Below are 12,294 nucleotides of genomic sequence, written 5' to 3'. Positions count from 1 at the left end.
GAATTAAGAAAACAGCTTTCCGAATTAAAGAATTTGCTTGGCGACCATAGCGTTTTGGACCCACCTGATTTCCATGCCGAACTCAGAAGTGAAACGAAATAGCGCCGATGGTAGTGTGGGGTTTCCCCATGTGAGAGTAGGACATCGCCAGGCTTTAAATTTTGGACACTTGCTGATTACAAGCGGGTGATACCACTGCGGAGTGGTAGTTCAGTTGGTTAGAATACCGGCCTGTCACGCCGGGGGTCGCGGGTTCGAGTCCCGTCCACTCCGCCACTTAATATCGACAACCTCGCCCATGCGAGGTTTTGTCAAATCTAGAATATAAGAATTCTACAGGGGTGTAGCTCCAATTGGCAGAGCAGCGGATTCCAAATCCGCGTGTTGGGAGTTCGAATCTCTCCACCCCTGCCATATATCAAGGCTCTGACTTAGGTCAGAGCCTTTTTTGTATCTGCTTGCCACTATGCATGTGTCCTCTCATCCCACCTATATGACTTTTTGCTGCCTGCTGCTCTTTGTAAGTATTTATTAGCTACTCGAACTCACCAACCTATTAGACTAGTCGTTATAACCAAGTGCTCCGAAATGTTAGTAATAATTGAGAATCATTATTTATATTTAGTTACACTCAACCGATCTGGATTAATGGGTAACTATGTATGGATATATCTCGTCGACGCTTCCTTCAATCATCCTTAGCAATCTCCGCGCTTACCGTTCTACCTGCATGTTCTCTATCTCGGAGTACTAATAAGGGGCAACATATATACGATATCACTGCAGAGCCTTCTACTGCAGAATTGGTCCCAGGGTTTAACACAGACGTACTCGCGTTTAATGGTTCGATTCCAGCGCCTACGATTCGCTGTCGCCAAGGTGAGAAAGTTATTATCCGATTTACCAACAAGCTTTCAGAGCCAACTACAATTCACTGGCATGGCCTGCGAATCCCCATTGAAATGGATGGTGTACCTTTCTTAAGTCAGCCGCCTATCATGCCGGGTGAAACATTCGTTTATGAATTTACACCGCCAGATGCAGGTACGTTTTGGTATCACCCACACATGAACAGCGTTAAGCAGCTTGGTATGGGGTTGGTTGGGCTAATAAGTGTTGAAGAGGCTGAGCCTGTTCAGTTTGATGAAGAGCATGAAGTCGTCCTCAAGCATTGGCATTTAGACAAGCAAGGACAGTGGAAGAATCTAATGGTGCCGCGCTTGAGTGCACGTATGGGAACGCCAGGAGAGTGGAGTAGCGTCAACGGTATTCATGAGCCTGTTTATACGCTGGAGCAGAACGCGACTACGCGATTAAGAATTGCTAATGTCGATAACACCATTACCTATCCGATCGCGATTGAAGGCACAGAGGCTTGGGTTATTGCTATCGATGGCAATCCAGTTAAAACGCCTTATAGGCTCACTCAACACAAAATTGGCCCGGGAATGAGATTGGATATCGGATTGATTGCTCCGAAGGCTGGAGAGCGTGTTTATGTGCGTCAAATGAAAGGGCGCTTCCCATTCTCTTTGTGTGAGTTTGAAGTTGTTGAGTCTGACCTGCCAAGCAACAAGAAACTGCCTTTATTGCCTCTCAACCCTGTGCCTGATCTTGATTTGGAAAATGCGGAGCAAATCGATTATGTGTTTGAATGGGAGGGGGCGATCACTCCTGTCGATAAATCGGGCAAAGCGATACCTAAATTCTGGCTGATGAACAAACGGGCTTGGGAGGAAATGAGCATAGATAATATCCCTGCGCCACTTTCAACATTGGAGCTTGGAAAAACCTATATCTTCAATTTGAAGAACGTTACTCAATATCATCATCCTATTCATCTTCACGGGCATACATTTACTGTTCTTGAGTTAGATGGAAAAAAACTCGACGAACCGTTCCATACCGATACGGTTTTACTTGGAAAAAATGGCAGTGCCAAAGCTGCCTTTGTTGCTAACAACCCTGGACGTTGGATGTATCACTGCCATGTTATTGAGCATATGAAAACCGGTTTGATGGGGTATATTGAAGTAAAGTGACTCCTGTAACTTTTTTAATCTCAGCGTGTTTTAAATGCAATACGTTGTCGAATTCTAAAATTTCACCATCAATATTGCTTTAGTTTTGGTTACAATATCGTCATCAATAGTGTTGGGGGAATTATGGGGCAGTTTTCCATTCTTGGTTTTATTGCACTAGGTGGTGCTTTCGGTGCGTGTTCTCGTTACTTGATATCTGAACTGTGTGTCATTTTATTGGGGCGTGGTTTTCCATACGGTACGTTAACCGTTAATGTAGTCGGTTCATTTATAATGGGCTTGTTGATTGCTGCGTTCGACAATGAACTGTTGGCAACAGAACCTTGGCGACAAGTGATTGGTTTGGGCTTTTTAGGGGCACTGACGACGTTTTCCACCTTTTCTATGGATAATGTTTTACTTATGCAGCAAGGTGCATTTTTTAAGATGGGGTTAAATATTTTATTAAATGTGGTGCTGAGTATCTCTGCTGCGTGGATCGGTTTCCAATTATTGATGCGCAGCTAGCAAAGTAGTTAAAAATTAAACAGGTCGGCTTGGTTTAACCAGGCCGTTTTTATATACTGATATCACTTGTCGGAGTGCCATAAGGCTGAGACCGTTAATTCGGGATCCGTTGAACCTGATCAGATTAGAATCTGCGAAGGGAACAAGAGAAGATATTTATACCGGAGTTCTTTCTGGTTGACCTATCAAATAGTCGAATGTTGTTATAGGCAAATTACTTAAGCTTTATTTAGCCTTAATTTGACTCCTCTTGTCGCATCTATCCGCCAAGCATTTTTATCCAATTACTTTTTATCTAGTATAACAAAGCAAGGAAAAATGCTATGTCGAGTCGCAAACAAGCGAGACTGGAAGCAAAACAGTTTATTGAAACACTCTCGGTACAGCCGTACCCAAATTCCACAAAAGTATATGTAGAAGGTTCACGTCCAGATGTTCGTGTACCTATGCGTGAAATAGCGCTAGCAGATAGTCTGATTGGTGGCACAAAAGAAGCGCCTATTTTCGAGCCGAATGAAGCCGTCCGAGTCTACGATACGTCAGGTGTTTATACTGATCCGAACTACGATATTGACCTTTATAGCGGCTTACCAAAGCTAAGAGAAAGCTGGATTGAAGAGCGTGGTGACACAGAGTTACTCGATGAAGTAAGCTCGGTGTACACCAAAGAACGCTTAGAAGACGAAACACTAGACGATCTTCGTTACGGCAATCTACCACGTATTCGACGTGCCAAAGATGGGCAATGCGTCACTCAACTGCACTATGCTCGCAAAGGTATTATCACCCCAGAAATGGAATTCATCGCGCTGCGTGAAAACATGGGTCGTGCCAAGTACCGTGATGATGTGCTGAATCAACAGCATCCTGGTCAAAGCTTTGGAGCGAATCTTCCAAAAGACATTACCGCCGAGTTTGTTCGCAAAGAAGTTGCCGAAGGTCGCGCGATTATCCCTTCTAATATCAACCACCCAGAATCCGAACCAATGATCATTGGACGTAACTTTTTGGTCAAAGTAAACGCCAATATTGGTAACTCATCGGTGACGTCTTCGATTGAGGAAGAGGTTGAGAAGCTAGTGTGGGCGACACGCTGGGGTGGCGATACTGTTATGGATCTCTCCACAGGTCGCAATATTCATGAAACTCGAGAATGGATTCTGCGTAACAGCCCGGTTCCGATCGGTACCGTACCTATGTACCAAGCGCTTGAGAAAGTGAATGGTGTTGCGGAAAACCTTAACTGGGAAGTGATGCGCGATACTCTGATTGAGCAGGCAGAGCAGGGTGTTGATTACTTCACTATCCATGCTGGCTTACTACTGCGCTATGTACCAATGACAGCAAAACGCGTTACCGGCATCGTCTCTCGTGGTGGTTCTATCATCGCGAAATGGTGTTTAGCGCATCACCAAGAAAGCTTCTTATACACCCACTTCCGAGAGATCTGTGAAATCTGTGCCAAGTATGATGTGGCACTTTCTCTTGGTGATGGTCTGCGCCCTGGTTCGGTTGCCGATGCTAACGATGAAGCGCAATTTGCGGAGCTTCGTACCCTTGGCGAGTTGACTAAGGTTGCGTGGGAATACGACGTACAGGTCATTATCGAAGGTCCTGGCCATGTTCCAATGCACATGATCAAAGAGAACATGGAAGAGCAGCTAGAGCACTGCCATGAAGCTCCGTTCTACACGCTTGGTCCACTGACGACAGACGTCGCTCCTGGTTACGACCATATTACTTCAGGCATTGGCGCTGCCATGATTGGCTGGTATGGCTGTGCGATGCTTTGTTATGTAACTCCTAAAGAACACCTCGGCTTACCGAACAAAGAAGACGTGAAGGTAGGCATGATCACTTACAAGCTTGCTGCTCATGCTGCTGATTTGGCGAAAGGGCACCCTGGCGCACAAGTTCGTGATAACGCGCTTTCTAAAGCACGTTTTGAATTCCGCTGGGAAGACCAATTCAACTTGTCACTCGACCCAGAAACCGCGCGCGCTTTCCATGATGAAACCTTGCCTCAAGAGTCGGGAAAAGTTGCTCACTTTTGTTCGATGTGCGGACCAAAGTTCTGCTCGATGAAGATTTCGCAAGAGGTTCGAGAATACGCGAAAGATACTGAGCAAGTTGCTGCGGACCAAGCTATCTCGATCAAAATGCTTGATGATCCTCTTGAGGGGATGCGTCAGAAATCGCAAGAATTTAGAGAGTCAGGTTCTGAGTTATACCACCCAGCAGCACATGCCGAGGTAAGTGACTAATGAGCAAAATCCTTATTCCGTCATCATTGATTGAACTGACAGGTTTAGTTCAGCAATGTTTGTTGTTGGCGAAAGAACAGGGTTTTATAATCGAAGACATTGAGTTGGGCGTGAGCCCAACTCAATCTATTCAGCTTGTTCGCGACCAACAGACCACAAACATAACGACTGATCTCATTGATGGATATGACTCTGAACATGAGAGTTTATTTGTGCTTTATTACCGCTCTACTTTGTCGGTAGAAGCGTGTGCTAAGCAACCGTCGAAAGCGATTTATATTGGTATTGCTGATACTCAGGTTTCCGATAAAAAGGAGAAAGTGCATCAGCTTGATATCTGGCGTCACCCCTTTAACGACGAAGTGAGAGCGCTTTCCGTTAAGTCCAAACCCAACGCAATGTTCGATCCCGAACATCACCTTGCTTGGATAGTAGCGCTGACAGTACTCGATTTTCCTATCGAAGATGCGTTAACACTTGCTCGAGGAATGCTAACCCAACAAGCGAATGTTTCACGTGAAACACTATCGAATGACAACCTTGACGAGGAACAATCAACTCAGTGGGCTAACCAATTTGATGATTTCCCCACACCAGTACTGGAAGATAACCGACTCGGTATTCAAGTTGGTTGGTCTGCGCAAGGTGAGAGCGTTAGCTTTCCAACTCTAACTAAGCAAAGTCTAGGGCTCTACCCAGTCGTTGATGACGTTGCTTGGATTGAGCGTTTACTGCCACTAGGCATCAACACTATTCAACTACGAATCAAGAACCCACAACAAGCCGATTTGGAACAACAGATCATTAGAGCAATTGAGTTAGGTCGTCAGTATCAAGCTCAAGTGTTCATCAATGACTATTGGCAGTTGGCAATCAAGCATGGCGCTTATGGCGTTCACCTAGGACAAGAAGACATAGAAGAGTCGAATTTGGCTCAGCTAACTAAAGCCGGCATTCGTCTTGGTCTTTCTACTCATGGTTATTACGAACTACTGCGCATCGTACAAATTCATCCTAGCTACATCGCGCTAGGGCATATTTTCCCAACCACCACAAAACAGATGCCATCGAAACCACAAGGTTTGGTGCGCTTGGCACTGTATCAAAAGCTGATTGATAGTATTCCTTATAGAAACACAGAGTCGGCTTTCCGTCCTTCAAAAGACAAAGCCGTTAGTGGCGACGTGCTTGGCTTTCCGACGGTCGCGATCGGTGGCATCGACCAATCTAATGCTGACCAAGTTTGGCAAACGGGCGTTTCTAGCTTGGCAGTCGTGCGTGCTATTACCTTGGCAGAATCACCTCAGTCCGTTATCGAGTTTTTTGCACAACTGATGAAGGAAAGACAACTAACGTTTACTGATCAGAATAGTGAATTGGCGGATACCAAGAGAGGCGAGCATGCTCACGGATAAGCAGTTTCTTCGCTATCAACGCCAAGTCGCTCTGCCTGAAATTGCTGAAGGTGGGCAAGAGCGTTTGAGTAAATCGCATGTGCTAATCATCGGTTGTGGTGGGTTAGGAAGCGCAGCGAGTTTGTACTTGGCATCAGCGGGTGTTGGTAAATTGGTTGTGGTTGATGATGATGAAGTTGATAGCAGTAACCTACAACGTCAGATCATTTATCGTGAGCAAGACCTCCAAGTTGCGAAAACAAAAGCGACTGTAAAGCAACTTACTGAACTTAATTCTATGGTCCAAGTTCGTGCTCTCAATAAGCGATTAGACAAAGCACAGCTGCAGCTTGAGGTGATGCTAGCGGATGTGGTGCTGGACTGCACCGATAACATGCCAACGCGCCAGCTAATTAACCAAGTTTGTTTCGAGCAAAATACGCCGCTCATCTCGGCGGCGGCAATTGGTTGGCAAGGGCAATTCGCTGTTTTTGATTACCAAACACCAAGTGAACAAGAAGCGCAGAGTAAAGCGTGTTACCGCTGTTTGTATCCGTTCGATGAATTACCGCAAACGCAAAAATGCAGTGAGAGCGGTGTCGTCGGTCCGGTGGTGGGGACACTTGGTAACTACCAAGCGATAGCGGCAATTCAAAAACTGGCGACGGGAAAGTTTCATGTTGAGACTGCCAAGTTGCATCTGTTTGATGGATTGAAACTGCAATGGCAAACCACGGCGATAAGCAAAGACAAACAGTGCCAAGTGTGTGCTCAGATTTAGCTTACGAGTAATGGACAGAATTAAGAGAGTTGGAAGCAATGACGTTATCAGAACAACAAGCACCACAAATGACCGCTGCTGACTTAGATATGATCACTATTGTCATCAATGACCAGTCACATCAAGTTGCCAGTGAGTCGAATCTACAGCAAATCATTAGTCAATTTGCGTTGCCTGAAATGGGCTGTGTTTTTGCAATTAATAACCATGTTGTGCCGCGCAGTGAGTGGGCTAGCACAGTTCTTTCACAGGGAGATAGCATCTCTTTGTTTCAAGCGATCGCAGGGGGTTAAAGTCGATGCTTAAAATTGGTGATAAACAATTCGAATCAAGACTGTTCACGGGAACAGGGAAGTTTGCCAACAGCCGATTAATGGCAGAAGCGATTCAAGTGTCGGGATCTCAACTTGCGACCATGGCGTTGAAGCGTGTGGATGTGAACGACCAACAAGACGATATTTTGCTGCCGTTAGTACAAGCGGGGGTGAACTTATTGCCGAACACCTCAGGTGCAAAGAATGCTAAAGATGCTGTGTTTGCAGCACAATTGGCGCGAGAAGCGTTAGGTACAAACTGGCTAAAACTGGAAATTCATCCAGACCCGAAGTACTTGATGCCCGATCCAATTGAGACACTTGTAGCCGCTGAGGAACTGGTGCGTGAAGGCTTCATTGTGCTTCCTTATTGTCATGCTGACCCAGTACTGTGTAAACGATTGGAAGAAGTAGGCTGTGCTGCGGTCATGCCATTAGGCGCGCCGATCGGTTCTAACAAAGGGATAGTTTCTCATGATTTCCTAGAGATCATTATCGACCAAGCTAATGTTCCTGTCGTTGTCGATGCGGGTATTGGTGCTCCTTCACATGCCGCGCGTGCGATGGAAATGGGCGCGGATGCCGTGCTCGTCAATACCGCGATTGCGGCTTCGAGCGATCCCGTTGCGATGGCGAAAGCATTTAAGTTGGCGGTAGAGTCGGGGCGTATGGCTTATGAAGCCGGACTTGCGGGTAAGGTTTCTCATGCGGTTGCGTCGAGTCCACTGACGTCATTCCTAGATGAGCTTTAGTCCTAGATTGGTTTAGCTATTAAGCGAGGAAAACATGAGCTTCGTTGAACAATTTAAGCAGCTTAATTGGGATGACATTTCGATGTCGATCTACGCGAAAACGGCACAAGATGTTGAGCGGGCATTGAATAAACCCAAGCGTGATTTGGAAGACTTTAAAGCACTAATTTCACCAGCGGCTGAGGCGTACTTAGAGCAAATGGCGCAGTTGTCATATTCAGCAACTCGCAAGCGTTTTGGCAATACCATGTCGCTTTATATTCCGTTGTATCTTTCCAACTTGTGCGCCAATGCTTGTACTTATTGTGGCTTCTCGATGGAGAACAGAATCAAGCGTCGTACCTTGAATAGGGACGAAGTGGCAGCAGAAGTTGAAGCCATTAAACGCATGAAGTTTGATAGCGTATTGCTGGTGACTGGCGAACACGAAACCAAAGTGGGCATGAAATACTTCCGTGAAATGGTGCCGATGATTAAGCAACGTTTTAATTATTTAGCGATGGAAGTGCAGCCGCTAGATCAAGACGAATACGCAGAGCTCAAGACATTGGGTTTGGATGCGGTGATGGTCTATCAAGAAACGTATCATCCTTCGACGTATGCCGAGCACCATTTGCGTGGCAATAAGATGGATTTCGAATACCGATTGGATACACCCGATCGCCTTGCAAAAGCGGGTATTGATAAGATCGGTATTGGCGCTTTAATAGGGTTGGAAGAGTGGCGAACAGATTGTTTTTATGTGGCAGCGCACTTGGAGTATCTTGAGCGCACATATTGGCAGACTCGTTATTCAATTTCTTTCCCACGTTTACGTCCTTGTGAGGGCGCGCTCCAACCAAAATCAGTCATGACGGATAAGCAGCTTGTTCAGTTGATTTGCGCTTATCGCTTGTTGAATCCAGAGGTGGAGTTGTCATTATCGACTCGTGAATCACCCAAGTTTAGAGACAATGCATTACCGTTAGGCATCACCAGTATGTCTGCTGCATCAAAAACTCAGCCGGGGGGTTATGCGATGGATGATGTTGAACTCGAGCAGTTTGAGATCAGCGATGAGCGAAGCGCGGGTTCTGTGGAAGATATGATTCGAGCCAAAGGATTTGACCCTGTATGGCGAGATTGGCACTCAGCGTATTCTGGTTAAGCAGTAAATAAAGCCACCGGTCATCGTTATGTTTCACGTGAAACATAGGCAAAGAAAAGAGGGCTGATGCAAAACATCAACCCTCTACTTTTTTCTAGCTTCTAGCTGTGTGCTACAGGCAGCGTTGCTTGACGAAGCCACTCTTTCACATCACCTTCAACAAGTGGGCTGATCTCATCCCATACTTTCTGATGGTAATCATTCAGCCACGCAAGCTCTGGACGAGTTAGCATATCAACGTTGATGTTGCGCTTGTCGATTGGGCATCGTGTTAGCGACTCAAATGATAGAACAGGGAAGTCACCGTTAGTCGGGGTTTCAACAACAAGCTCTAGGTTCTCGATACGGATACCAAACGCATCTGCACGGTAGTAACCTGGCTCGTTGGATAGCACCATGCCTTCTGTTAGAGGTACGTCGATTTGCTTCTTCGAAATGCTCGCCGGACCTTCATGAACACTTAGGAAGTGACCAACACCGTGACCAGTACCGTGGTCGTAATCGTAGCCTTCCGCCCACAGGTGCTGACGAGCTAGTGTATCGATTTGGTAACCACGTGTGCCTTTCGGGAAACGTGCACGTGCAACACCAATGTGACCTTTTAGTGCGAGAGTGAATTGTTTAATCATCTCTTGTGAAGGCTGACCGATCGCGATGGTACGTGTGATGTCTGTAGTGCCATCTAGGTACTGACCGCCTGAATCCACGAGGTAAAGTGTGTTTAGTTCTAGCTTACCTGGTTCAGGTTGGTTTTCGTGGTTGTAGTGACACATTGCCGCGTTGCCGCCCGCAGCTGAAATGGTATCGAAGCTGAGATCCATTAGCGTAGGGTCTTCGCTACGAAATGCTTCCAGTTTGTCTGCTAATATCGCTTCGTCATGCAGGTTACCAGCAGCAACTTCCGCATCTAACCAACATAGGAACTTGCTCATTGCCACGCCATCACGGATATGACACGCCTTCATACCCGCAATTTCAACCGAGTTCTTCGCCGCTTTTGGCATCAGACATGGGTCTGCTGCTGCAATCACGGACGCACCAGAGTTTTGTAGTACTAGCTTAAACCAAGCGTTACTGATTGCAGGGTCAACTAATACCTTTTTACCTGTCATGGCTTCAAGGCGAGATTGAAGTGCTTCTGGGTGGTGAACGGTCACACCGGTGCCTACGTGAGCGTCAAAATCAGCAGGTAGACGAGCAGGATCGAGGAAGTATTCCACGCTTGAATCTGAGTGCAGAATCGCGTGAGAAAGCAGAACTGGTAGGCGTGATACATCTAAACCACGTACATTCAGCAGCCAACAAATAGAATCTAATGCTGTGATCACAGCGCTATCTGCACCCGCTTTTTTTACCAGTTGGGCGATCTCTTGACGCTTACTCTCACTTGATTGACCGACGGCTTCTGTTGGCATCAGGCGAACATCAGAAACCACAGCAGCTGGGCGGTCATGCCACAACTCATCAATTGGGTTGTTGGTCAGAATATTTAGCTCAAGCTTTCCAGCCAGTTTAGCTTGTGCCATGTCTAGCCAAGCTGAGCTGTGCATACGAGGATCAATTGCGACAGATGCGTTTGTTGGCAGGTTGTCTAGAACCCAATCTAAAGCTGGTTCTTCAATAAGGTGACGATATTCAAATAGGTCACCCGGGACTTGTTTGGTGACTTGAACGGTATAGCGGCCATCAACAAACATAGCGGCTTTGTCTTTGGTGATTACCGCAGCACCAGCAGAACCAGTAAAGCCTGTTAACCAATGTAAGCGCTCGTTGTGCGCTGGGACGTATTCACCCAAATACTCGTCCTCGTGCGGAACCAGTAGGGCATCAATATTATGTTGTATAAGCCATTCGCGAATCGCATTCACACGGCTGAGAGTTTCGTTGTGCATCTGTTTTATTCCTTCAAATTACCGCTCCTTCATGCTCAGGTGTGGGAGCTGTTTCCTTCTGCTTCATGCAGTTTATGATCAACGCAAGTTTGCAATGACTTAGGTTGAGTCGGAGTACAACTAGGCCATAGATGAGCCAAAAAGGACTACGACAGTTAAGCTACTCATTTTACCCGCTAAGCGCAAATTGAGAGCGGTATTTTTATCTAAGGTGATCGGTTTTTTGTGTGATCATCGTACGTAGCCAACCCAATGCAGGGTCGTTTTCTCTGTCTCGGTGCCAGAATAAAGTGTATGCCATAGGTGGAAATTCTAGCGGGAGTGGTAGTACGACCAAATCAAGCTGTTTAGCAGCGAGCTGCACAAAATGGCTTGGGGCGGTAAAAATAAAGTCAGTGTAGGAACATAAACTTGCGGCACTATTAAAGTCCGGAACGGTGACGGCAATATCGCGGTCGGCTCCAATATCGGCAAGGCGATAATCTAACAGCCAACGGTCGTTGCCGTCACAACGCACTTGTACGTGACGCAGGGCGAGATACGCTTCGAGGTTCCAAGGCTGTTTTAATGCTGGGTGATTTTTGCGAATAATACACATCTGGTGATCTCGATAAATTTCCAGTTCGCATATGTCATCGGGTGGCAGCAGAGTCAGCTTGGCATCATTAATATCGATATCTTTTCCAGTTAAGCCTAAGTCTAGCTCGCCACGTTGCAGCATTTTAAAAGTATTATCGGACCAAGGGTGAGTGCTGATCGTCACCCCAGGGGCTTGCTGAAAAATCGCCGGTAAGAAATGGGGCAGAATCAGAGGGTAAACACTTTCAACCGCTGCTATTTGAAAACGGTATTCGCTGCTTTGTGGAGAGAACTCTTCTGGTTGAGTCAGTACTTCTAACTGATTTATCAACAGATCCAGTTTCGGTTTAAGAAACAATGCGCGCGGCGTTGGTGTTAATCCATGTGAGTTTCGGGTGAAAAGCGGGTCATCAAATTGGATGCGCAGTTTAGCCAGTGATTTGCTCACGGCGGATTGACTTAAGCACAATCGATGAGCCGCGCGAGTGACGTTTAACTCTTCTATCAAAACTTTAAAACAGACCAATAGATTTAAATCGATACGAGCCAGTTTTTCGACGTTCACGGTGAATTTCCTCTAAGGAATAATGCTCATGATTATACATCATTTCCATTCATATCA

General features: G+C 46.2%; 10 protein-coding genes, 2 tRNA genes, 1 rRNA gene and 1 riboswitch. Of the genes, 11 read left to right on the top strand and 2 right to left on the bottom strand.

The features are described from left to right. Positions 1-36: 36 nt before the first annotated feature. The 11 genes from rrf (at position 37) to thiH (ending at position 9,201) form a co-directional block, all read left to right on the top strand. Positions 37-153: ribosomal RNA gene (rrf, locus tag NL644_RS22790) — 5S ribosomal RNA — on the top strand. 46 nt (positions 154-199) lie between these two features. Continuing rightward, positions 200-276: transfer RNA gene (locus NL644_RS22785), tRNA-Asp, on the top strand. 61 nt (positions 277-337) lie between these two features. After that, a tRNA-Trp gene (locus NL644_RS22780) sits at positions 338-414 on the top strand. Positions 415-662: 248 nt separating this feature from the next. Beyond that, positions 663-2,042 carry a multicopper oxidase family protein gene (locus tag NL644_RS22775; protein WP_114324119.1) on the top strand — a complete coding sequence of 460 codons (1,380 nt, stop codon included), beginning with the start codon at positions 663-665 and terminating at the stop codon, positions 2,040-2,042. A gap of 123 nt (positions 2,043-2,165) precedes the next feature. Then, positions 2,166-2,549 carry a fluoride efflux transporter CrcB gene (crcB, locus tag NL644_RS22770; RefSeq protein WP_005397071.1) on the top strand — a complete coding sequence of 128 codons (384 nt, stop codon included), beginning with the start codon at positions 2,166-2,168 and terminating at the stop codon, positions 2,547-2,549. 60 nt (positions 2,550-2,609) lie between these two features. Next, positions 2,610-2,708: riboswitch (TPP riboswitch) on the top strand. Positions 2,709-2,872: 164 nt separating this feature from the next. After that, positions 2,873-4,813, top strand: a complete 1,941-nt coding sequence (thiC, locus tag NL644_RS22765; protein WP_005397069.1) for a phosphomethylpyrimidine synthase ThiC — start codon at positions 2,873-2,875, stop codon at positions 4,811-4,813. Then, positions 4,813-6,228 carry a thiamine phosphate synthase gene (locus NL644_RS22760; RefSeq protein ID WP_114324120.1) on the top strand — a complete coding sequence of 472 codons (1,416 nt, stop codon included), beginning with the start codon at positions 4,813-4,815 and terminating at the stop codon, positions 6,226-6,228. Before thiC ends, NL644_RS22760 begins: the two co-directional genes overlap by 1 nt. Further along, positions 6,215-6,988: a HesA/MoeB/ThiF family protein gene (locus NL644_RS22755; RefSeq protein ID WP_114324121.1), complete on the top strand. Its 774-nt coding sequence runs from the start codon at positions 6,215-6,217 to the stop codon at positions 6,986-6,988. The genes NL644_RS22760 and NL644_RS22755 overlap by 14 nt, the downstream gene beginning before the upstream one ends. 38 nt (positions 6,989-7,026) lie before the next feature. Further along, positions 7,027-7,281 (top strand): sulfur carrier protein ThiS, encoded by a 255-nt coding sequence (thiS, locus tag NL644_RS22750; RefSeq protein WP_114324122.1) that lies wholly within the window; start codon positions 7,027-7,029, stop codon positions 7,279-7,281. A 5-nt stretch (positions 7,282-7,286) separates the two neighbouring features. Continuing rightward, on the top strand, positions 7,287-8,054 hold the full coding sequence (locus NL644_RS22745) for a thiazole synthase (protein ID WP_114324123.1): 768 nt from the start codon (positions 7,287-7,289) through the stop codon (positions 8,052-8,054). A 34-nt stretch (positions 8,055-8,088) separates the two neighbouring features. Then, the gene (gene thiH, locus NL644_RS22740) at positions 8,089-9,201 is read left to right on the top strand and encodes a 2-iminoacetate synthase ThiH (RefSeq protein ID WP_114324124.1); all 1,113 of its coding nucleotides are present in this window, start codon (positions 8,089-8,091) and stop codon (positions 9,199-9,201) included. Between the two features lie 101 nt (positions 9,202-9,302). Here the strand turns inward: thiH and NL644_RS22735 are convergent, their stop codons facing one another. Both NL644_RS22735 and NL644_RS22730 read right to left on the bottom strand, forming a co-directional pair. Continuing rightward, on the bottom strand, positions 9,303-11,093 hold the full coding sequence (locus NL644_RS22735; RefSeq protein ID WP_114324125.1) for an aminopeptidase P family protein: 1,791 nt from the start codon (positions 11,091-11,093) through the stop codon (positions 9,303-9,305). Positions 11,094-11,295: 202 nt separating this feature from the next. Continuing rightward, complete coding sequence (locus tag NL644_RS22730) at positions 11,296-12,237, bottom strand: LysR family transcriptional regulator (RefSeq protein WP_006743068.1); 942 nt, start codon at positions 12,235-12,237, stop codon at positions 11,296-11,298. Positions 12,238-12,294: the final 57 nt, after the last annotated feature.

It is taken from the genome of Vibrio sp. Y10_XG_PY6 (assembly GCF_024181795.1).
Taxonomy (GTDB): Bacteria; Pseudomonadota; Gammaproteobacteria; order Enterobacterales; family Vibrionaceae; genus Vibrio; species Vibrio diabolicus.
This window is presented reverse-complemented; position numbering and strand designations above follow the sequence as displayed.

Coding starts and splice junctions, on each gene's coding strand:
- NL644_RS22775 (WP_114324119.1), top strand. CDS start 663: ATGGATATATCTCGTCGACGCTTCCTTCAATCATCCTTAGCAATCTCC.
- crcB (WP_005397071.1), top strand. CDS start 2,166: ATGGGGCAGTTTTCCATTCTTGGTTTTATTGCACTAGGTGGTGCTTTC.
- thiC (WP_005397069.1), top strand. CDS start 2,873: ATGTCGAGTCGCAAACAAGCGAGACTGGAAGCAAAACAGTTTATTGAA.
- NL644_RS22760 (WP_114324120.1), top strand. CDS start 4,813: ATGAGCAAAATCCTTATTCCGTCATCATTGATTGAACTGACAGGTTTA.
- NL644_RS22755 (WP_114324121.1), top strand. CDS start 6,215: ATGCTCACGGATAAGCAGTTTCTTCGCTATCAACGCCAAGTCGCTCTG.
- thiS (WP_114324122.1), top strand. CDS start 7,027: ATGACGTTATCAGAACAACAAGCACCACAAATGACCGCTGCTGACTTA.
- NL644_RS22745 (WP_114324123.1), top strand. CDS start 7,287: ATGCTTAAAATTGGTGATAAACAATTCGAATCAAGACTGTTCACGGGA.
- thiH (WP_114324124.1), top strand. CDS start 8,089: ATGAGCTTCGTTGAACAATTTAAGCAGCTTAATTGGGATGACATTTCG.
- NL644_RS22735 (WP_114324125.1), bottom strand. CDS start 11,093: ATGCACAACGAAACTCTCAGCCGTGTGAATGCGATTCGCGAATGGCTT.